Source organism: Mesorhizobium sp. ORM8.1, from assembly GCF_053005525.2.
This window is the reverse complement of the sequence record NZ_CM132600.1, coordinates 183,606-203,575: the sequence shown is the minus strand read 5'-3', so window position 1 is coordinate 203,575 and position 19,970 is coordinate 183,606. Positions and strand designations below refer to the sequence as shown.

17 protein-coding genes and 2 pseudogenes are annotated in these 19,970 nt (G+C 62.6%); 13 read left to right on the top strand and 6 right to left on the bottom strand.

Annotated features, from left to right (window positions below; genetic code table 11):
* The first annotated feature begins 21 nt into the window (after nt 1-21).
* From ACVDG8_RS00970 to ACVDG8_RS00930, 9 genes and pseudogenes are all read left to right on the top strand, one after another.
* On the top strand, nt 22-1,032 hold the full coding sequence (locus ACVDG8_RS00970; RefSeq protein ID WP_040983001.1) for a DNA-directed RNA polymerase subunit alpha: 1,011 nt from the start codon (nt 22-24) through the stop codon (nt 1,030-1,032).
* Between the two features lie 104 nt (nt 1,033-1,136).
* On the top strand, nt 1,137-1,568 hold the full coding sequence (gene rplQ / locus ACVDG8_RS00965; RefSeq protein ID WP_371012087.1) for a 50S ribosomal protein L17: 432 nt from the start codon (nt 1,137-1,139) through the stop codon (nt 1,566-1,568).
* 191 nt (nt 1,569-1,759) lie between these two features.
* Nucleotides 1,760-3,253, top strand: coding sequence for a DegQ family serine endoprotease (locus tag ACVDG8_RS00960; RefSeq protein WP_447253030.1), 1,494 nt, complete (start codon nt 1,760-1,762; stop codon nt 3,251-3,253).
* A 103-nt stretch (nt 3,254-3,356) separates the two neighbouring features.
* Nucleotides 3,357-4,667, top strand: a complete 1,311-nt coding sequence (locus ACVDG8_RS00955) for a replication-associated recombination protein A (RefSeq protein WP_447253029.1) — start codon at nt 3,357-3,359, stop codon at nt 4,665-4,667.
* 172 nt (nt 4,668-4,839) lie between these two features.
* Nucleotides 4,840-5,667, top strand: a complete 828-nt coding sequence (locus ACVDG8_RS00950) for an aspartyl/asparaginyl beta-hydroxylase domain-containing protein (RefSeq protein WP_447253028.1) — start codon at nt 4,840-4,842, stop codon at nt 5,665-5,667.
* Between the two features lie 246 nt (nt 5,668-5,913).
* The gene (locus tag ACVDG8_RS00945) at nt 5,914-6,894 is read left to right on the top strand and encodes an RluA family pseudouridine synthase (RefSeq protein ID WP_447253027.1); all 981 of its coding nucleotides are present in this window, start codon (nt 5,914-5,916) and stop codon (nt 6,892-6,894) included.
* Between the two features lie 210 nt (nt 6,895-7,104).
* Nucleotides 7,105-8,021, top strand: a pseudogene (locus ACVDG8_RS00940) (DMT family transporter).
* 23 nt (nt 8,022-8,044) lie between these two features.
* On the top strand, nt 8,045-8,836 hold the full coding sequence (locus ACVDG8_RS00935) for an ATP12 family chaperone protein (protein WP_447253025.1): 792 nt from the start codon (nt 8,045-8,047) through the stop codon (nt 8,834-8,836).
* A 175-nt stretch (nt 8,837-9,011) separates the two neighbouring features.
* Complete coding sequence (locus ACVDG8_RS00930) at nt 9,012-10,901, top strand: MFS transporter (protein WP_447253024.1); 1,890 nt, start codon at nt 9,012-9,014, stop codon at nt 10,899-10,901.
* Nucleotides 10,902-10,977: 76 nt separating this feature from the next.
* On the opposite strand, the gene ACVDG8_RS00925 is transcribed toward ACVDG8_RS00930, so the two are convergent.
* Nucleotides 10,978-11,172: a DUF2735 domain-containing protein gene (locus tag ACVDG8_RS00925; RefSeq protein ID WP_447253023.1), complete on the bottom strand. Its 195-nt coding sequence runs from the start codon at nt 11,170-11,172 to the stop codon at nt 10,978-10,980.
* Nucleotides 11,173-11,485: 313 nt separating this feature from the next.
* Here ACVDG8_RS00925 and ACVDG8_RS00920 point away from each other — a divergent pair, with 313 nt between their 5' ends.
* Nucleotides 11,486-12,526, top strand: coding sequence for a glutamine synthetase beta-grasp domain-containing protein (locus ACVDG8_RS00920; RefSeq protein ID WP_447253022.1), 1,041 nt, complete (start codon nt 11,486-11,488; stop codon nt 12,524-12,526).
* A 111-nt stretch (nt 12,527-12,637) separates the two neighbouring features.
* On the opposite strand, the gene ACVDG8_RS00915 is transcribed toward ACVDG8_RS00920, so the two are convergent.
* On the bottom strand, nt 12,638-12,823 hold the full coding sequence (locus ACVDG8_RS00915) for a P1 family peptidase (protein ID WP_455707487.1): 186 nt from the start codon (nt 12,821-12,823) through the stop codon (nt 12,638-12,640).
* Nucleotides 12,824-12,893: 70 nt separating this feature from the next.
* Here ACVDG8_RS00915 and ACVDG8_RS00910 point away from each other — a divergent pair, with 70 nt between their 5' ends.
* Complete coding sequence (locus ACVDG8_RS00910; RefSeq protein ID WP_447257437.1) at nt 12,894-13,319, top strand: hypothetical protein; 426 nt, start codon at nt 12,894-12,896, stop codon at nt 13,317-13,319.
* An 86-nt stretch (nt 13,320-13,405) separates the two neighbouring features.
* Here ACVDG8_RS00910 and glnA read toward each other — a convergent pair whose 3' ends face one another.
* Nucleotides 13,406-14,815, bottom strand: a complete 1,410-nt coding sequence (gene glnA, locus ACVDG8_RS00905) for a type I glutamate--ammonia ligase (RefSeq protein ID WP_447253021.1) — start codon at nt 14,813-14,815, stop codon at nt 13,406-13,408.
* Nucleotides 14,816-14,864: 49 nt separating this feature from the next.
* Entirely contained in the window at nt 14,865-15,203 is a 339-nt protein-coding gene (locus ACVDG8_RS00900) for a P-II family nitrogen regulator (RefSeq protein ID WP_018428041.1), read from the bottom strand.
* Nucleotides 15,204-15,550: 347 nt separating this feature from the next.
* On the opposite strand from ACVDG8_RS00900, the gene ACVDG8_RS00895 reads away from it, so the two are divergent.
* The gene (locus tag ACVDG8_RS00895) at nt 15,551-17,074 is read left to right on the top strand and encodes an NAD(P)H-hydrate dehydratase (RefSeq protein WP_447257196.1); all 1,524 of its coding nucleotides are present in this window, start codon (nt 15,551-15,553) and stop codon (nt 17,072-17,074) included.
* On the top strand, nt 17,071-17,277 hold the full coding sequence (locus ACVDG8_RS00890) for a hypothetical protein (RefSeq protein ID WP_447253020.1): 207 nt from the start codon (nt 17,071-17,073) through the stop codon (nt 17,275-17,277). The genes ACVDG8_RS00895 and ACVDG8_RS00890 overlap by 4 nt, the downstream gene beginning before the upstream one ends.
* 59 nt (nt 17,278-17,336) lie before the next feature.
* Here ACVDG8_RS00890 and waaF read toward each other — a convergent pair whose 3' ends face one another.
* Nucleotides 17,337-18,362: a lipopolysaccharide heptosyltransferase II gene (waaF, locus tag ACVDG8_RS00885; RefSeq protein WP_447253019.1), complete on the bottom strand. Its 1,026-nt coding sequence runs from the start codon at nt 18,360-18,362 to the stop codon at nt 17,337-17,339.
* A gap of 33 nt (nt 18,363-18,395) precedes the next feature.
* Nucleotides 18,396-19,926 (bottom strand): annotated as a pseudogene (locus tag ACVDG8_RS00880) (acyl-CoA carboxylase subunit beta).
* Nucleotides 19,927-19,970 lie beyond the last annotated feature (44 nt).

The window sequence follows — 19,970 nt, the reverse complement described above, 5'->3', positions numbered from 1 at the left end:
GGTCCAAGGAAGGAAGACACTATGATCCAGAAAAACTGGCAGGAACTGATCAAGCCGAACAAGATCGAGTTCTCGTCGAAGAAGAAGACGCTGACCACGCTCGTGGCCGAGCCGCTCGAGCGCGGTTTTGGCCTGACGCTGGGCAACGCGCTGCGGCGCGTGCTTCTGTCTTCGCTGCGTGGCGCGGCTGTGACCGCCGTGCAGATCGACGGCGTGCTGCATGAATTCTCGTCCATCGCCGGCGTGCGCGAGGACGTGACCGACATCGTCTTGAACATCAAGGAAATCGCCATTCGCATGGAAGGCGATGGTCCCAAGCGCATGGTCGTGCGCAAGCAGGGCCCGGGCGCCGTGCTCGCAGGCGACATCCAGACGGTTGGCGACGTCGAGATCCTCAACCCCGACCACGTGATCTGCACGCTGGACGAGGGTGCGGAGATCCGCATGGAGTTCACCGTCGACACCGGCAAGGGCTACGTTCCGGCCGAGCGCAACCGCGCCGAGGACGCGCCGATCGGCCTGATCCCGGTCGACAGCCTCTACTCGCCGGTCAAGAAGGTCTCCTACAAGGTCGAGAATACCCGCGAGGGCCAGGTTCTCGACTATGACAAGCTGACCATGACGATCGAGACCAACGGCTCGATCTCGGGCGAGGACGCGGTGGCTTTCGCCGCTCGCATCCTGCAGGACCAACTCGCGCTGTTCGTCAACTTCGACGAGCCGCAGAAGGAAGTCGCCGCCGAAGCCGTCACCGAGCTCGCCTTCAACCCGGCGCTGCTCAAGAAGGTCGACGAGCTCGAGCTTTCGGTGCGTTCGGCCAACTGCCTGAAGAACGACAACATCGTCTATATCGGCGACCTGATCCAGAAGACCGAAGCCGAGATGCTGCGCACCCCGAACTTCGGCCGCAAGTCGCTGAACGAGATCAAGGAAGTCCTGGCGGCAATGGGCCTGCACCTCGGAATGGAGGTGCCGGACTGGCCGCCGGAAAACATCGAAGATCTCGCCAAGCGTTACGAAGACCAATATTGAGCATGAATTCCAAGGATCGGCGGCGTGAGCCGCTCGATCCGACGGTCATGCGGAAAACCATCAGGGGCCATGGCCTCTTGAACAACTGAAGAAGGAAAAGAGCCATGCGCCACGGTTTCAAAGGCCGTCGCTTCGCCCGCAGCGTAAGCCACCGCAAGTCGATGTTCGCCAACCTCGCCGTGTCTCTGATCGAGCACGAGCAGATCGTCACCACCCTGCCGAAGGCGAAGGACCTGCGTCCGATCGTTGAGAAGCTGGTGACGCTCGGCAAGCGCGGCGACCTGCACGCCCGCCGCCAGGTGATCGCGCAGATCGGCAATGAAGGCGTCGTCAAGCGCCTGTTCGAAACCATCGCCCCGCGCTACGCCACCCGCAACGGCGGCTATTTGCGCATCATGAAGGCGGGCTTCCGCAAGGGCGACAACGCCGCGATGGCGGTCATCGAGTTTGTCGATCGCGACACCTCGGCCAAGGGCGCCGCCGACCGCGCTCGCGTCGAAGCTGAAGGCGCCAACGAAGAAGCGGCGGCCGCCTGAGGCCAAGCGTTTCTTCAACGAGTTCAAGGGGCCTTCGGGCCCCTTTTGCTTTTTTGAGGCGCGGACCGTTGAGGGTGAATTTTCGACCTGGCGCGCACTCTTTTGCGCGACAAGGGCCGTATTTGCGTGCATTAGCCTTTCATTCTGCACAATCGTCGGGACAATGGCGCCCGTTCAGGAGGGATTCGAAAATGCACCTCAAACGGCTGTTTCTTGTTGCCATTTGCGCGCTCGCAGCCTTCGCCGCGGCGCCGGCCGTGCGGCAGGCGCTGGCAGAGAATGCCGCCAAGCCGGCCGATCCCGGTCTCTCCGATGTGCTGACCGACCTGCTGCATGGCGTCGAAGGCGAGAACGGCACGTCCGGTCCCGACAAGCGCGTGCCGTTCGGCCGCGAGGAGGTGCAGCTCTCCTTCGCGCCGCTGGTCAAGCAGACCGCGCCGGCGGTGGTCAACGTCTACGCTTCGCAGACCGCCAAGGTGACGTCGCCGTTCGAGGGCGATCCGTTCTTCGAGGAATTCTTCGGCCGCGCCCAGCCGCGCGCACAGTCCTCGCTGGGCTCCGGCGTGCTGGTCGACCCAAGCGGCGTCATCGTCACCAATTACCACGTCATCAAGGATGCCGATGAGGTGAAGGTGGCGACCGCCGACGGCCGTGAGTTCACCTCCAAGGTGATGCTCAAGGACGAAACGCTCGATCTCGCCGTGCTCAAGATTTCCGCCGACAAGCCGTTGCCGGTGATCGCCATCGGCGATTCCGACGCGCTCGAGGTCGGCGACCTGGTGCTTGCCATCGGCAACCCGTTCGGCGTCGGCCAGACCACCACCAGCGGCATCGTTTCGGCGCTTGCCCGCAGCCATATCGGTGTCTCGGATTCGGGCTATTTCATCCAGACCGACGCCGCCATCAATCCCGGCAATTCCGGTGGCGCGCTGATCAACATGGGCGGCCAGTTGGTCGGCATCAACACCGCCATCTACAGCCGCAGCGGCGGCTCAATCGGCATCGGCTTTGCCATTCCGTCGAACATGGTGCGCGCCTTCGCCGACGCCGCCAAGGCGGGGCTCGACTTCTTCGAGCGGCCCTATATCGGCGCCGAGTTCGAAATGGTGACGCCGCAGATCGCGGAATCGCTTGGCATGGAAAAGCCGACCGGCGCGCTGGTCTCATCGGTCGAGGGCGCCGGCCCGGCCGGTAAGGTCGGTCTGAAGCCGGGCGATGTTGTCCTGTCGCTCAACAACACGCCGGTCGAGAGCATCGAAGCGCTCGACTACCGCATGGCGACGCTGTCGATCGGCACCAAGGCGACCTTCGCTATCCTGACCAAGGGCCAGCAGGCGACGCTGGAAATCCCGCTGGAGCGCGCGCCGGAAGGCGCCAGGGCGGTCGAGGTCACGCTGCATGGCCGCAGCCCGTTCTCCGGCGCCAAGGTGACGGAACTGTCGCCGCGTCTCGCCCAGCGGCTTGGCCTGCGCACCGACCTCAAGGGTGTCACCGTGGTCGACGTCAACCGCGATTCGCCGGCCGCCGATTTCGGCTTCCAGGCGGGCGATATCGTGCGCGAGGTGAACGGCACCACCATCGACACCGCGGCAACGCTGGCGCAGGCTGCCCAGCAGGACACGCGCTGGTGGCGCTTTACCGTCGAGCGCGGCGGGCAGATACTGCGCCAGGTGTTGCGTTATTGAGGCAGTCTTCCCATTTAGAGCATGATCCCGAAAAGTGGGAACCGGTTTTCGGATAAGATCATGCTCTCAAATGAGCGGGATTGCGTTCCAACCAAAGATTTCTATGGCCGATCTGTTCAGTTCCGATGAGCCGGAGAAAGTGGCGCCTGGCCGGCCGCTTGCCGACCGCTTGCGCCCTAAGAACCTCGGCGAGGTCGTCGGCCAGGAGCACCTGACAGGACCCGACGGCGCGCTGACCAGGCTGATCGATTCCGGTTCGCTTGGATCGATGATCTTCTGGGGTCCGCCCGGCACCGGCAAAACGACCGTGGCGCGGCTGCTCGCCGGCGAGACCGATCTTGCCTTCGAGCAGATATCGGCGGTGTTTTCCGGTGTGGCCGACCTCAAGAAGGTGTTCGAGACGGCAAAGCTGCGCCGCAGCAACGGCCGCCAGACGCTGCTCTTCGTCGACGAGATCCACCGCTTCAACCGCGCCCAGCAGGACGGTTTTCTTCCCGTGATGGAAGACGGCACCGTCGTGTTGGTCGGCGCCACCACGGAAAACCCGTCCTTCGAGCTCAATGCAGCGCTTCTGTCGCGGGCGCGCGTACTCGTGTTCCGCTCGCTCGGCGAAGACAGCATCGCCAAGTTGTTGGCGCGAGCGGAAGAGACGGAGGGCAGGGCGCTGCCGCTCGACGACGAAGCGCGCGCGATGCTGATCCGCATGGCGGATGGCGACGGCCGCGCCTCGCTGACTTTGGCCGAGGAAGTCTGGCGCGCCGCCAAGAAAGCCGAAGTGTTCACTCCGGAAGGCTTGCAGCGCGTCATCCAGCGCCGGGCGCCGATCTACGACAAGGGCCAGGATGGCCACTACAATCTGATCTCGGCGCTGCACAAATCGGTGCGCGGCTCCGATCCGGATGCAGCGCTCTATTATCTCGCCCGCATGTTCGACGCCGGCGAGGATCCGCTCTATCTCGGCCGCCGGCTGGTGCGCATGGCGGTGGAAGATATCGGGCTTGCCGATCCGCAGGCGCTGGTCGTCGCCAACGCCGCCAAGGATGCCTATGATTACCTGGGCTCCCCCGAAGGCGAGCTCGCCTTCGCCCAGGCGGCCGTCTATCTCGCCACCGCGCCGAAATCGAACGCGGTCTACAACGCCTTCAAGGCCGCGACGGCCGCCGCCAAGGAATTCGGCTCGCTGCTGCCGCCGAAACACATCCTCAACGCGCCGACCAAGCTGATGAAGCAGGAAGATTACGGCGCCGGCTATCGTTACGACCACGACCAACCGGACGCATTTTCCGGCCAGGACTACTTCCCCGAAAAGATGGGGCGGCGGACGTTCTACGATCCGCCCGAGCGCGGCTTCGAACGCGATATCCGCAAGCGGCTGGACTACTGGGCAAAATTGCGCAGCGAACGGAACGGCTGAGCATTGAATTGAAGTGGAGTGAATTACTCCAAATATTTGTGTTGGCCGGCGGTCCGGAGCGTGTGACGGCATTGTGCCGGGAAACAAAAAATCCTATCAAGGCGCACGGCCGGCGGGGGTCGCCGTGATTTTGGCTCATGGAAATAGGATCGCGCATCCGCGCGTAACAAGAATGACAAAGCAAACCATCAAGACCCTTCGCAAGGCTGCGATTGCAGTCGTGGTTCTCGCGCTCGCTTTCTATTTCATCCCGATCCTGACCGCGATTTGGGTGGTCTGCGGCCTGATCGACGTGATGCGCAACGACCAGAAGGACCGCAACCTTTTCGAACGCTATTTCCTCGGCAACGGCCTGTTCACCTGGTTGCTGTCGCCGTTCAACCTGATCGTCGACTTGCTCTGCTACCGGAACCCCGGCGTGTGGAAGCCCGAGCAGTTCCCGGAAGACTATCAGCGCGAGATCAACGAGATTCTCGGCGTCTTCAAGGCGCGCCAGGACGAGATCATCACCGACATCGACGCCAATTTCGGCGCTGGCCGGCGCGGCATGTATGTCTACCAGTGGTATGGCAAGCACAAGATCGACAACGTCCCGGAATTCAACAAGGATTACAAATACATCAAGACGATCGCTGTCTCGGTTTTCAGCAAGCGTGAATCGACATCCTGGCATTTCGGCCCGCTGCGGCTCAGCCTACGCATCCTCTACAATTTGATCCCGGTGCAGGCGGAGATCTTCGTCCAGTGCGGCAGCAAGAAGAACTATTGGTTCGACAACCCGCTGTTCATCTTCGACGACACGCTGTTCCACCGCTCGGTCAACGAGTATGACGGCCGCCGCTACTGCGTCTTTGTCGACATCATCCGGCCGTCTCCGTTCCCCGGCCTGATCGCGGGCCTTCTCGCCATCGTCTCGGTCAGCGTCGAGCGCATCAATTCCATGTTCTACAAGAACTGGAAGATGATCGGCTCATCCAAGCCGAAGGCTGCCGCCAACTGATCCTGGCGATCGCCGCTTATTTCGACGGTTCGGCCGCTGTCCGGCCGAACCGTCGAAACCTTCTGTTGCAGCGTCGAAAAGCGCTTCCTGACACGCTCGACGATCCGCGCCGCGCCACCGCCGGCGGATCACTAACTGCATTGCAGCGACGACGATTGGGGCAATCGTCGCGCTAAGTTGGGTCTTTGGCTCGCAACCTGGCTGTCTTAGTGCTATGGCGCCGCTTTCAAATGGAAAAGCGAAGTCATGGCAGGCGTTGAACAGATCACGGTGGAGGCCGGCGAGGCGGGCATGCGGCTCGATCGCTGGTTCAAGACCCATTTCCCGGGCCTTGGCTTCGGCCACCTGCAGAAGTTGCTGCGCTCCGGCCAGATCCGTGTCGATGGCGGCCGGGTCAAGGCCGACAGCCGCGTCGAGCCTGGACAGGTGGTGCGCATCCCGCCACTCGAGGTGGACAAGAAGGGCGAGAGCGCGCTGACCGGCCACTCGATCCGTAACCAGGGCGATGCCGATGTCCTGGCCAAAATGCTGATCCATGAGGACCCGAAGGTCTTCGTCTTCAACAAGCCGGCGGGCTTGGCAGTGCAGGGCGGTTCCGGCGTCACCCGCAATGTCGACGACATGCTGGAAGCCTGGCGCAACCAGAAAGGTGAGAAGCCGCGCCTGGTTCATCGGCTCGACCGCGATACGTCCGGCGTGCTGGTCGTCGCGCGCACGCGCCTCGCCGCCATGAAGCTGTCGGAAGCATTCCGGGCGCGTGAGACGAAGAAGACCTATTGGGCGCTGGTCAAGGGCGTGCCGCCGAAGCGCGAGGACAAGATCTCGACCTGGCTGATCAAGGAGCCGACCGAGGATGGCGACCGCGTGCGCGTGGCGGCACACGGCGAAAAAGGCGCCGACCACGCCGTGTCGTTCTACCGCATCATCGAGCAGGCGGCGCAGACGATGACCTGGCTGGAAATGGAGCCTTATACCGGCCGCACGCACCAGCTTCGCGTTCATGCCGCCTATATCGGCTGCCCGATCATCGGCGACCCGAAATATTTCGAGGCCGATACCAACTGGGATTTCCCGGGTGGCATCCAGAACCGACTGCATCTGCATGCGCGCCGCATCGTCATTCCGCACCCGGACAAGGGCGTCATCGACGTCACCGCGCCGATGCCGCCGCATATGCGCCAGAGCTGGAACCTGATCGGTTTCGACGACGCCAGCGCGGAGGAGTGAATGAGAGAGTTCATTGCTCAACTCATCTTTTGGCTGCCCCTCATTGTGATTTTTATCGTCTGGCTGGCTTTCACCAGCGGCTCTGCGCGTCGGCAGAGATCGTCGGCAGAGATCGTTGGTCGAGATCGGCCGCGAGAACACTGAAGCAGTCAGGCAAAATACCGCGGCGCTGAAAGCCCTGCTGGCTAAACTGGAAAGTCAATCGAAGCAATGACCGCCACGACCGGATTGGATCGCCGTGATGCGGTTGATCTCGCGGCTGCGTCCATCATGGTCGGGCTCACTCTGTCCTGGGGCCTGAACTACGTCGCCGCGAAAATCTCCTATGCCGGCTTCGATCCTGTCTTCGTCTCGATCGCGCGTTCGATCATCGGCGGGCTCTGCGTGTTCGCCTGGTGCCGTCTGCGCGACATCAGGCTGTTCGAAGCCGACGGCACGCTGACCGCGGGCATCGTCGTCGGCGTGCTCTTCGGCGTCGAGTTCCTGTGCCTCTATATCGGGCTGGAATACACCACCGTTGCCCGCAACACACTGCTGGTCAACACCATGCCGTTCTGGGTGCTGATCGGCGGCCATTTCCTGCTCGGCGAGCGCATCAACACGCGCAAGCTCGCCGGGCTCGTCCTTGCCTTCTGCGGCCTTGCGGCGGTCTTCTCCGACGGTATCGTCGCCGGCACCGACGCGACGCTGACGGGCGACCTGCTCAGTCTGGGGTCAGGCATCCTGTGGGCGGCGACCAGCATCGTCATCAAACGCTCCAAGCTGGTTGAAACCAGCGCCGAAAAGCTTCTGCTCTACCAACTGGCCGGCGCCACCGTTGTCGGCATCCTGGTGCTGCCGTTTGCCGGCCCGCCGATCCGCAATGTCAGTGCCTTGGCGACGTGGGCGCTGCTCTTCCAGTCTTTCTATGTCGTCGCCGTCACCTATGTATTGTGGTTCTGGCTGCTTCGGCGCTATCCGGCGTCCGGCCTGTCGAGCTTCGCCTTCCTGTCGCCGGTGTTCGGCGTGCTGTGCGGCGCGGTCATTTTGGGTGAGGCGCCGACGGTCCGGATTTTGTGGCGCTGGCGTTGATCGCAGCCGGCCTGATCATCGTCAACCGCCCGGCGCGCAGGCAGCCCGCGCCCTAGTAGTCCACGGAATCGAGATCGATATGCGCGATATTCTTGAAGACCTCGAAGCCGGAAAACTGCTCTCCGATCCGGACCCGGTGCGACGTGCCCAGCTTCAGATGAAGACGCCGTTGCCGAAGCGTTTTTACAAAGATGTTTCGGTGGCGTCGGTGGAAAACGGCTTTGCCGTGCATCTCGACGGCCGTCCTGTGCGCACGCCGGGCAAGGCGGTGGTGGTGCTGCCGACCGAAAAGGCCGCAACCTTGGTGGCCGATGAGTTTGCCGCGCAGGGTGAGGTCATCGATCCGGTGACGATGCCGGTGATGCGTCTCGTCAACACCGCCATCGACGGCGTCGCCACCGATCCGCAGGCGGTGCTGGAGGATGTGCTGCGTTTTGCGTCATCCGATCTGCTCTGCTACCGCGCCGACGGTCCGCAAGGCTTGATTGATCGCCAGAACAAGCACTGGGATCCGGTGCTCGACTGGGCGCAAAGCAAACTTGGTGCCCGCTTCAACCTTGCCGAGGGCGTCATCCATGTCGAACAGCCGCGCGAGACGATTGCCGTGCTCGGCTCGCATCTTGCGCAGCGCGCCGAACCGATGCGGCTGGCCGCCATCCATGTCATGACCGCGCTGACCGGCTCGGCGCTGCTCGCGCTCGCCGTCGATTTCGGTGAACTCGATGGCGAAGAAGCCTGGACCGCCGGCCATGTCGACGAGGACTGGCAGATCGAGCATTGGGGCCAGGACGCCGAAGCGGTCGCCCGCCGTTCGGCGCGCAAGCGCGACATGATGGCCGCTGTCAACCTGCTCGAGGCGCTGAAGGCCTAACGCCTTCGCACTGCACCTAATACGAAAGTCATAATCCCATCGTCGCTCTGCCGTCGCCGGGTCCTTTCTGTCATTTTTTCACCTGTAGCTGCGTTTTTGAGTCCGCATTCGGAGGAAGGCGGACTGTCGCGCGCAGCCATCGAGGACAGACGGGATCCCACGGGAGGATAATTCAATGGCAATGGCATCGACCGCCGGCGGAACAAGCCGCGGCATGACGCGGGAAGAGAAGAAAGTCATCTTCGCTTCCTCGCTTGGCACCGTTTTCGAATGGTATGATTTCTATCTCTACGGCTCGCTGGCGGTTTTCATCGGCTCGACTTTCTTCAGCCCGACGATCCCGGAGGCGACACGCAACATCTTCGCGCTGCTTGCCTTCGCCGCCGGCTTCCTCGTGCGTCCGTTCGGCGCCTTGCTGTTCGGCCGCATCGGCGACCTCGTCGGTCGCAAATACACCTTCCTCGTCACCATGACGATCATGGGCCTGTCGACCTTCCTGGTCGGCTTGCTGCCTGGCTACGCAACCTTGGGCATCCTGGCTCCGGTGATCCTGATCGTCTTGCGCATGCTGCAGGGCCTCGCGCTCGGCGGCGAATATGGTGGTGCCGCGACCTATGTCGCGGAACACGCGCCGGACGATCGCCGCGGCTTCTATACGTCCTGGATCCAGACGACGGCGACGCTCGGCCTGTTCCTGTCGCTGATCGTCATCCTGATCGTGCAGGGCTCGCTCAGCAAGGAAACCTACGCCGCCTGGGGCTGGCGTATTCCGTTCATTGTCTCCTTCCTGCTGCTCGCCGTTTCGATCTGGATCCGGTTGTCGCTGTCGGAGTCTCCGACCTTCCAGAAGATGAAGGAAGAGGGCAAGGGCTCCAAGGCGCCTCTGACCGAAGCCTTCGGCCAGTGGAAGAACGCCAAGATCGCGCTGCTGGCGCTGCTCGGCCTCACCGCCGGCCAGGCCGTGGTCTGGTACAATGGCCAGTTCTACGCGCTGTTCTTCCTGCAGAACGTGCTCAAGGTCGATCCGCAATCGGTCAACATCATGATTGCGATTGCGCTCGCGCTCGGCTCGATCTTCTTCGTGGTGTTCGGCTGGTTGTCCGACAAGATCGGCCGCAAGCCGATCATCATGGCCGGCCTCGCGCTTGCCATCGTCTGCACCTTCCCGCTGTTCAAGGCGCTGACCAAGGCGGCCAACCCCGCCCTTGCCGCCGCCCAACAGAACACGCGCGCCACGGTGACGACCGCGCCCGGCGATTGCAAGTTCCAGTTCAACCCGGTCGGCACCGCGAAGTTTACGACGTCCTGTGACATCGCGACCTCGTTCCTGACCAAGAACTCGGTACCTTACGACGTCGTTTCGACGGCAGCGCCTGGAACGGCGGCCACGGTCAAGATCGGCAGCGAAACGGTGGCATCCTACGACGCCGCCGCGGCCGGCGACCAGGCCAAGGCCAAGGACGCGGCCTTCGTCAAGGCGGTCAACATGTCGCTGCAGGACGGCGGCTATCCGCTGAAGCGCGCGGCGATCAAGGTACCCGACCAGAAACTGGACGGCTTCATCGCGGCCAATCCGGAGCTGAAGCTCGACGCAGCGGCAATCCGCGGCGGCGAGAAGGCGACGGTTCCGACCGATAAGGCGATCAACGACAAGCTGCTGACCAAGGATGAGGCGGCCGGTGCGCCGGAGGTTACCGTCTACAACATCCCCGGTGGCGGTCCGTTCGCCATGGTCGCCGATCCAGCGCAGGTCAACTGGCCAATGACGATCGGCATCCTGTTCATCCTGGTGATCTTCGTGACCATGGTCTATGGCCCCATTGCCGCGATCCTGGTCGAGATGTTCCCGACCCGCATCCGCTACACCGGCATGTCGCTGCCCTATCACATCGGCAATGGCTGGTTCGGGGGTCTGTTGCCCGCGATTGTGTTCGCGTTCAGCGCCTACAAGGGCGATATCTACTACGGCCTTTGGTACCCGGTGGTGATCGCGGCCATGTCGCTTGTCATCGGAATGATCTTCGTCAAGGACACGCTGGGCACCAACCTGCACGCCAAGGACTAGCCGGTTGGCCGATGTAACAAAAGCCCGGCGCGAGCGCTCGCGCCGGGCTTTTCATTGCGTGGACGAATAAAGCGGGTCAGCTCTCGCGCTGCTGGCTTTCTTCCTCGACGGCCGCTTCGTGGTACCAGCCGTCGAAGTCGGCATGCTCGCCGCGCAACGATGCCAGCTCTGCCGCGAATTTCGCCTTGGCGCCTAAATTTGAGGCAGGCTTGCGCCCTGCCAGCGGGAACATCAGGATCTTTGCCGATGGGCGCGGTTGCGTAACTTGCATTGGCTGCCCTCCTTGCTTTTTCAGGGGCTATCGATTCAGCTTTCCATCAAGATAGGTTCTGCGATTCCTTTAGGCAATATGCCTACGAAAAGATCATCTTTTGCCTATGATTTAAGCAAAACCGGCATCTGAACGATCCGGGCGCATTGCTGAGATGGCTCAGCAAAATCAACGCCTTGCCATGACCATTTTGCCGCACCCGTCGAAAGGCGAGTGGCATACGATTTGCTTTTTAACGATCGGCAGGCCGGCCCAGCCCGGCCATGCGTTGATGCCGCCCACTTGCGGCGTCCTAGCAACGAGAGGCACTGGAATGACCAAATACAAGCTCGAGTATATCTGGCTCGACGGATACGTCCCGACCCCCAGTCTGCGCGGCAAGACCCAGATCAAGGAATTTGCCGAGTTCCCGACGCTCGAGCAGCTGCCGCTGTGGGGCTTCGATGGCTCCTCGACGAACCAGGCCGAGGGCCACAGCTCCGACTGCGTGCTGAAGCCCGTCGCCGTCTATCCGGATCCGGCCCGCACCAATGGCGTGCTGGTCATGTGCGAGGTCATGATGCCCGATGGCGTGACGCCGCATGCCTCCAACAAGCGCGCTACCGTCCTCGACGACGAGGGCGCCTGGTTCGGCTTCGAACAGGAATATTTCTTCTACAAGGACGGCCGTCCGCTGGGCTTCCCCGAAGCCGGGTATCCGGCCCCGCAGGGCCCGTACTACACCGGCGTTGGCTACAAGAATGTCGGCGATGTCGCCCGCAAGATCGTCGAGGAGCATCTCGACCTGTGCCTTGCCGCCGGCATCAACCATGAAGGCATCAACGCCGAAGTGGCCAAGGGCCAGTGGGAATTCCAGATTTTCGGCAAGGGCTCCAAGAAGGCGGCCGACCAGATGTGGATTGCGCGCTACCTGCTGCTGCGCCTGACCGAGACGTACGGCATCGACATTGAATTCCACTGCAAGCCGCTCGGCGATACCGACTGGAACGGCTCGGGCATGCACTGCAACTTCTCCACCACCTACATGCGCGAAGTCGGCGGCAAGGCTTATTTCGAGGCGCTGATGGCCCAGTTCGACAAGAACCTGATGGACCACATCGCGGTCTATGGCCCCGACAACGACAAGCGCCTGACCGGCAAGCACGAGACCGCGCCGTGGAACAAGTTCAGCTACGGCGTCGCCGACCGTGGCGCTTCGATCCGCGTCCCGCACTCCTTCGTCAAGAGCGACTACAAGGGTTATCTGGAAGATCGCCGCCCGAATTCGCAGGGCGACCCCTACCAGATCGCCTCGCAGGTGCTGAAGACGATCTCCGAGGTTTCGACCGACGCCAAGGTTTCAGCCGCGGCCTGATTGGTTTGATGGCGTAGGCCACAGCCCACGTCAGACCATCGACGAAAAAGAAAGCCCCGGCGTGAAATGCTGGGGCTTTTTTGCGAGTCGATTGCAGGAATGGCCGGCCTGTCAGCCGGCGACGCCGCGCGCCTTGAGCGCCGCCAGCACCTTCGCACGCGGCAGGGCAGGCGTACGGTTGCCGTCACGGCCGATCATGTCGCTGTTGGCGACCAGCGCATTGAGCACGGCCTCCTCGGTCGCCTGCACGACGGCGGTGTAGAAATCGTCCATGCGGCCCCAGGGAATGAGGTCCATGTGGCTGTAGCTCTCCGCGGTCGGCACGCCGTTTGGAAAGCGCCCGTTCAGCCACCACCGGCAGCAGCCATTGCTGCGCCACTTCCGGTCTGTTGCGCGCCACCCAGTCGACGACGCTTCGCCATGGATCGCCACCATCGTGGTGGTGGTGCTGGCGGCGCTTGCCTGCTTCATCGACCTCAATTTGCTGCTGGTCGTCAGCGGCACCTCGCTGGTGGTGATCTACGCGCTGCTTTGCGTCGCCGTCTTTGCCGGCCGCCGCAACGGCACGACATCGGGCGGGCATTTCCGCATGCCGCTGTTCCCGGTGCCGGCGATCCTCGCCTTCGTGGCGCCGGTCTATGTCGCCTACCAGAACCTGCTCGACGCCGCCTTCGGGCGCCCGAGCCTGATCGCGACCTTGGCGATCATGGCGGTTGCGGCGATCTATTTCCTGGTGTTCCTGGCGCGGCGCGCCGACTGGACGCTGCATGGCCCCGACGAGCTTGCGGGATAGGCGTCAGCCCTCCGACGCCCTGTCCATGCGAGAACCCCGGCGAAAGCCGGGGTTCTTTTTGTCACCGATGAGAAGAAGTTCGGTCTTCACACCGAGTAATACATGTCGAACTCGACCGGATGCGGGGTCATTTCGTAGCGCATGACCTCGGCCATCTTCAGCTCGATATAGGAGTCGATCTGGTCGTCGTCGAAGACGCCGCCGGCCTTCAGGAAGCCGCGGTCCTTGTCGAGGCTTTGCAGCGCCTCGCGCAGCGAGCCGCAGACGGTCGGGATCTTCTTCAGTTCCTTCGGCGGCAGGTCATAAAGATCCTTGTCCATCGGCTGTCCGGGATGGATCTTGTTCTTGATGCCATCAAGACCGGCCATCAGCAGCGCGGCGAAGCCAAGATAGGGGTTCGCGCCCGGATCGGGGAAGCGGACCTCGACGCGCTTCGACTTCGGCGAGGAGCCGAACGGAATGCGGCACGACGCCGAGCGGTTGCGCGCCGAATAAGCGAGCAGCACCGGCGCTTCGTAACCCGGCACCAGGCGCTTGTAGGAGTTGGTCAGCGGGTTGGTGAAGGCATTGATTGCCTTGGCGTGCTTGATGACGCCGCCAATATAGAACAGGCAGTTCTCCGACAGTCCGGCATATTCGTTGCCGGCAAAGGTCGGCTTGCCGTTCTTCCAGATCGACATATGGACGTGCATGCCCGAGCCATTGTCGCCGAACACCGGCTTCGGCATGAAGGTCGCCGTCTTGCCATAGGCATTGGCGACCTGGTGCACGACATATTTGTAGATCAGCATCTTGTCGGCGTTGCGCACCAGCGCGTCGAACTTGATGCCAAGTTCGTGCTGGCCGGCCGCCACCTCATGGTGATGCTTTTCGACGCGCACGCCCATCTCGGAGAGCACGGTCAGCATTTCGGAACGCATGTCCTGGCACGAATCGATCGGCGGCACCGGGAAATAGCCGCCCTTGATGCGCGGACGATGGCCGAGATTGCCGGTCTCGTAGTCCGTGTCGTCGTTGGACGGCAGTTCGGTCGAGTCGAGCCGGAAGCCGGTGTTGTAGGGATCGGCCTTGTACTTGACGTCGTCGAACACGAAGAACTCGGCTTCCGGACCGACATAGATCGTGTCGCCGATGCCTTCCGCCTTCATGTAGGCCTCGGCCTTCTTAGCCGTGCCGCGCGGATCGCGGTTATAGGCCTCGCCCGAGATCGGATCGAGGATGTCGCACAGGATGACCATGGTCGACTGGGCGAAGAACGGGTCCATGTGGACGGTATCGGTATCCGGCATCAGCACCATGTCGGACTCGTTGATCGCCTTCCAGCCGGCGATCGAGGAGCCGTCGAACATGACGCCGTCGGCGAACATGTCTTCCTCGACCTCGACGACATCGATCGTCACATGCTGCAGCTTGCCCCGCGGATCGGTGAAGCGCAGGTCGACGAACTTCACGTCGTTGTCCTTGATCTGCTTCATGATATCTTTGGCTGTCGTCATATTGTTTCTTCCCTGTGTGATGGCATCTGGAATGGGTTGGAGGTTGGGGTCAGATGGCGTCGATGCCGGTCTCGCCGGTACGGATGCGCACCACTTCCTCGATGTTGGAGACGAAGATCTTGCCGTCGCCGATACGGCCCGTCTGCGCCGCCTTGCGGATCGCCTCGATGGCGCCTTCGACAGCCTCGTCGCCGAGCACCACTTCGATCTTCACCTTGGGCAGGAAGTCGACGACATATTCGGCGCCGCGATAGAGCTCGGTATGGCCCTTCTGACGTCCGAAACCCTTGGCCTCGGTGACGGTGATGCCTTGCAGTCCGGCCTCTTGAAGCGCTTCCTTCACTTCGTCCAGCTTGAATGGCTTGATGATCGCTTCGATCTTTTTCATGTAAAAAGTGGCCTCCACTGCCAAAGAGTCGGGTTGTGAGCCCCGCTTGCGCCTCCATCAAGCACGAAGCGTGCCAATCCAAGGCCTGAAAGGCAGGGTAGGGCGATTCCAACCCCACGCCGTACCGCGTTGCAAATTCGCGCCATCCACGGCGCTGGATGCGTCATGGACGCCTGAACCTCACGCATCGCCCCTCCCAAAACGTGCGCAAAAAATAGGCATAAAGCGCAATTCGCAGGCAGGCCTCCTCCCGGACACGTCCATCTTTGGCTGGCAATAGCGGACGCAACGGTTTGCTTCGAACCTGAAACTGGACAATGCTTGATCGCATGAAGATCGGCAATCCCATGCGCAATGAACTTCTTTCCCCAACCGAAATGGCCGAAGCCGACCGGCTGGCGATCGCGGCCGGCCCGCTCGATGGTTATGGGCTGATGCAACGCGCCGGCGAGGCGGTCGCGGCGATCGTCCTGGCGCGCTATCCGGCGGCGATAAAGGTGCATGTGCTGTGCGGTCCCGGCAACAATGGCGGCGATGGTTATGTCGTGGCGCGGCTGCTGGCCGAGGCCGGTATCGACGTCACGGTCTGGGCCGAGGGTGAGCCGCGGTCAGGCACTGATGCCGCGCTTGCCGCTGCCGAATGCACTCTGAAACGGCGGCCACTGTCGGCCTTCACAGCGGAGCCCCGCTCGTTGGTTGTCGATGCACTTTACGGCGCCGGGTTATCGAAGCCGTTGTCAGGCGATGCCGAGCGCGCTATCGAGATCGCGACCAGGCTCGACCTCCCGGTTGTCGCGGTCGATCTGCCGTCGGGCGTCTCAGGCGAAAGCGGCGATAGTCTTGGCGCGGCCTTTCGTGCTGCCGTCACCGTGACCTTCGCGCGCATGAAACCTGGCCATTTGCTTTTGCCCGGCCGCGCGCGATGCGGCGAGATCGTGGTCGCTGATATCGGCATTGGCGACGATATCATCGCTCGCGTTGCGCCGCGCACGTTCGAAAACAAACCGGCGTTCTGGCTCGGGGATTTTCCGGTCCCGGCAATCGATGCGCACAAATACAAACGCGGCCACGTCGGCGTCTTTTCCGGCGGGCCGTCGGCGACAGGCGCGGCACGGCTGGCCGCGCTTGCCGCCGCGAGAAGCGGGGCAGGGGCGGTGACCGTGCTGTCGCCAGGAAATGCCATGCAGGTCAATGCCGCGCATCTGACATCGATCATGCTGCGCAAAACGGATGCTATCGAGGACGTGCACGACTTTCTCGGCGATCGCAGATCGTCGAGCTTTGTCCTCGGCCCCGGCTTTGGTGTCGGCGACAGAGCGCGCGATTTCGCGCTCGCCGTGCTCGGCAGGACACGGCAGGAAGGCGGCGTCGAGGGATTGGTGCTCGATGCCGATGGCATCACGTCTTTCCGGAACCTCGGCTCGACGCTGTTCGATGCCGCCAGCAAACCGGATGCTCCAGCACTAGTCATGACGCCGCATGAGGGCGAGTTCGGCCGATTGTTCCCCGACATTGCGACCGATAAGGGCCTGTCCAAACTCGCCAAAGCGCGAGCTGCCGCGCAGCGCGCCAATGCGGTGATCGTCTACAAGGGGGCCGACAGCGTGATAGCCTCCCCGGAGGGTCGCGCGGCGATCAACAGCAACGGCGCCGCCTGGCTCGCCACCGCCGGCTCGGGCGATGTTCTGGCCGGCATCATCGCCGGCCTGCTTGCCCAAACCATGCCGGCCTTCGAGGCGGCCTGCGCCGGTGTGTGGATCCACGCCGAGGCGGGCAGCCGCTTCGGGCCGGGACTGATCGCCGAGGATTTGCCGATGACTATAGTTTCGGTGTTGCGCGATCTGGTCGAAAGCCAACCGAACCTTCGATGAGACGTCTTGCTGGCCCTTTCACCGCGCTCGTCATGGCCGTGTCCGTTGCGCGGTCGGCGCATGCCGCCGACCGACCCGTCACCATCGTCGATGATCCACGCATCCTCGCTGCACTCGACTTCGCGAAGGTCAAGGGCATCGGCTTCTGCTCGCCGACCTATTTCATTTTCCAGATGCGCATCGACAACCACGCGACGCCTTAGACAAAGGCGGCCCGTGCCGGCATAGGCGCAGGCTTCGGTGCGGCTCGGGACGAATAGCCTCAGGTGCCCCGCGCGCGATCGGCGGCCCGCAACGTGTCTTCAAGCGCTTCGAGCACTTGATCGACGCTGATGCCAAGCGTGCCTTCGACCCGGCTCGGTGTCGAAATCGGCGGCTCGACAAACCGCACGCCACGGTTCACCGGACAGCCCTCAAAAGCATGGTTGGCCCTGAAGATAAGCACGCTCGGAATGTTGAGCGCCGCGGCGGCATGGGCGGGGCCGCCATCCACGCCAAGGAACGCGGTGGAGGCCGCGATCTGGCACATGGCATCGATAAGCAGCGGCGTGGATGTCAAGTCGACGACTTCCGGCACGGCGGCGCGGATCGTTCGCGCCGCCTCGCGCTCGCGTGTCGCGCCGATGATCCAGACAGACCAACCGCGCTTCAAATAGTCCGAGGCGACAGCAATAAAGCGCTCGATCGGCCACACTCGTCGATCCTCGAAGGCGGAAGCGTACAGCGCCAGCACCGGCCTGGTCTGATCGATGCCGCTGCGGCGGCGCCACTCCTCGACGCGTTCCGGTGGAAGGATAAGCTGCGGTGCTGGCCAGCCCTCGACAGGCACGTCTGCGCTGGCGAGCGTGGCGACGGCGCAGACCTCCTCGTAGAGACGCGGATGCCTTTCGCCCAACAGCGGCAACTGACGCCACCAGTCGGCTGGAAAGCGATTGAGCAGGCCAAACTGGAATTCACGCGGGTAGCCGATGCGCTCGGGGATACGCGCCAGCCAAGGTATAAAGGCCGCCTTCGCTGTGTTGGTCAGCAGATAGGCTGTTCCGTAGTTCTCCGCGCGAAGGTCGTGGGCCAGGCGGCGACGGTCGGCCAGGCCGAGTTGGCGCTTCTTTTTGTTCAGCGTCCAGCTTTTGCGGACATGCGGCATCAGGCCGGCAAGCGGAGCGGCGATGGACGAGGTGACGACGTCGATCGGGCGGTCCGGAAACTTTTCGGCGATGATCCGGATCGCCGAATGCGAGCGGATGAAATCGCCGATCGCCGGAAAACTGACTACGAGGATAGGGCTCAAAGTGGGTCCTGTTCGATTGGTAAGAAGCCGCCCTTACAGCGGAATGTTGTCGTGCTTCTTCCAGGGGTTCTGCATGTCCTTGTTGCGCAGCATGCGCAGCGCGCGCGCACCCGGCGCCGGGTCGAATGCGGCATGATCACCTCGTCGACATAGCCGCGCTCGGCAGCAACGAAGGGCGACAGGAAGCGATCCTCGTAAGCCTTTGTATGGGCTGCGATTTTCTCCGGATCACGGATGTCCTTGCGATAGATGATCTCGACCGCGCCGCGGGCGCCATCACCGCGATCTGCGCCGTCGGCCAGGCATAGTTCATGTCGCCGCGCAAATGCTTTGAAGCCATCACGTCATAGGCGCCGCCATAGGCCTTGCGGGTGATCACGGTGATCTTCGGCACGGTCGCCTCGGCATAGGCAAACAAGAGCTTGGCGCCATGCTTGATCAGCCCGCCATATTCCTGCGCCGTGCCGGGCAGGAAGCCCGGGACGTCGACGAAGGTGACGATCGGGATCGAAAAACAGTCGCAGAAGCGCACGAAACGCGCCGCCTTGCGGCTGGCGTCGGAATCGAGCACGCCGGCCAGCACCATCGGCTGGTTGGCGACGAAGCCCACTGTGCGGCCCTCGACGCGGCCGAAGCCGGTGACGATGTTCTTGGCAAAGTTTTGCTGGATCTCGAAGAAGTCGCCTTCGTCGGCGACCTTCAGGATCAGCTCCTTGATGTCGTAAGGCTTGTTGGCGTTGTCCGGGATCAGACGGTCGAGCGACATGTCATGGTCAGTGACCGACTGGTAGCATTCGATTTCGGGAATCTCGGCGGTGTTGGATGCCGGCAAAAGATCGACCAGCCGCCGCATCTGCAGGAGCGCTTCAACGTCGTTGTCGTAAGCGCCGTCGGCGATCGAGGATTTGGTGGTATGCACGGAAGCGCCGCCAAGGCTTTCCGCCGTGACCGTCTCGTTGGTCACCGTCTTCACCACGTCTGGTCCGGTGACGAACATGTAGGACGTATCGCGCACCATGAAGATGAAGTCGGTCATGGCGGGCGAGTAGACGTCGCCGCCGGCGCAAGGCCCCATGATCAGCGAAATCTGCGGAATGACGCCGGACGCGAGCACATTGCGCTGGAAAATCTCGGCATAACCGCCAAGTGCCGCCACGCCCTCCTGGATGCGGGCGCCGCCGGCGTCGTACAGGCCGATGATCGGCGCGCGGTTGCGCAGCGCCATCTCCTGGACCTTGATCACCTTCTCGGCATGCGCCTCCGACAGCGAACCGCCGAACACGGTGAAATCCTTGGCGAAAATATAGACCGGACGGCCGTTGACCGTGCCCCAGCCGGTGACGACGCCGTCGCCGGCGATCTTGGTCTTCTCCATGCCGAAATCGGTCGAGCGGTGTTCGACATACATGTCGAACTCCTCGAATGAGCCCTCGTCGAGGAAGATCTCGATGCGCTCGCGGGCCGTGAGCTTGCCCTTCTTGTGCTGCGCCTCGATGCGGTCCTTGCCGCCGCCCATGCGGGCGACCTCGCGGCGGCGCTCGAGTTCCTTCAGCACGTCTTTCATCGATGGCCTCAAAACGGATTGGGTCGTTTGTGGTAATCGCGGGC

What these genes read in the sequence shown, in the direction of transcription:
- ACVDG8_RS00935 (WP_447253025.1), top strand. Translation starts at nt 8,045, where the DNA reads ATGCGCGATATTCTTGAAGACCTCGAAGCCGGAAAACTGCTCTCCGAT.
- ACVDG8_RS00915 (WP_455707487.1), bottom strand. Translation starts at nt 12,823, where the DNA reads ATGGACCTCATTCCCTGGGGCCGCATGGACGATTTCTACACCGCCGTC.
- ACVDG8_RS00945 (WP_447253027.1), top strand. Translation starts at nt 5,914, where the DNA reads ATGGCAGGCGTTGAACAGATCACGGTGGAGGCCGGCGAGGCGGGCATG.
- rplQ (WP_371012087.1), top strand. Translation starts at nt 1,137, where the DNA reads ATGCGCCACGGTTTCAAAGGCCGTCGCTTCGCCCGCAGCGTAAGCCAC.
- ACVDG8_RS00950 (WP_447253028.1), top strand. Translation starts at nt 4,840, where the DNA reads ATGACAAAGCAAACCATCAAGACCCTTCGCAAGGCTGCGATTGCAGTC.
- ACVDG8_RS00920 (WP_447253022.1), top strand. Translation starts at nt 11,486, where the DNA reads ATGACCAAATACAAGCTCGAGTATATCTGGCTCGACGGATACGTCCCG.
- ACVDG8_RS00900 (WP_018428041.1), bottom strand. Translation starts at nt 15,203, where the DNA reads ATGAAAAAGATCGAAGCGATCATCAAGCCATTCAAGCTGGACGAAGTG.
- ACVDG8_RS00925 (WP_447253023.1), bottom strand. Translation starts at nt 11,172, where the DNA reads ATGCAAGTTACGCAACCGCGCCCATCGGCAAAGATCCTGATGTTCCCG.
- glnA (WP_447253021.1), bottom strand. Translation starts at nt 14,815, where the DNA reads ATGACGACAGCCAAAGATATCATGAAGCAGATCAAGGACAACGACGTG.
- ACVDG8_RS00930 (WP_447253024.1), top strand. Translation starts at nt 9,012, where the DNA reads ATGGCAATGGCATCGACCGCCGGCGGAACAAGCCGCGGCATGACGCGG.
- ACVDG8_RS00960 (WP_447253030.1), top strand. Translation starts at nt 1,760, where the DNA reads ATGCACCTCAAACGGCTGTTTCTTGTTGCCATTTGCGCGCTCGCAGCC.
- ACVDG8_RS00970 (WP_040983001.1), top strand. Translation starts at nt 22, where the DNA reads ATGATCCAGAAAAACTGGCAGGAACTGATCAAGCCGAACAAGATCGAG.
- ACVDG8_RS00890 (WP_447253020.1), top strand. Translation starts at nt 17,071, where the DNA reads ATGAGACGTCTTGCTGGCCCTTTCACCGCGCTCGTCATGGCCGTGTCC.
- ACVDG8_RS00955 (WP_447253029.1), top strand. Translation starts at nt 3,357, where the DNA reads ATGGCCGATCTGTTCAGTTCCGATGAGCCGGAGAAAGTGGCGCCTGGC.
- ACVDG8_RS00895 (WP_447257196.1), top strand. Translation starts at nt 15,551, where the DNA reads ATGCGCAATGAACTTCTTTCCCCAACCGAAATGGCCGAAGCCGACCGG.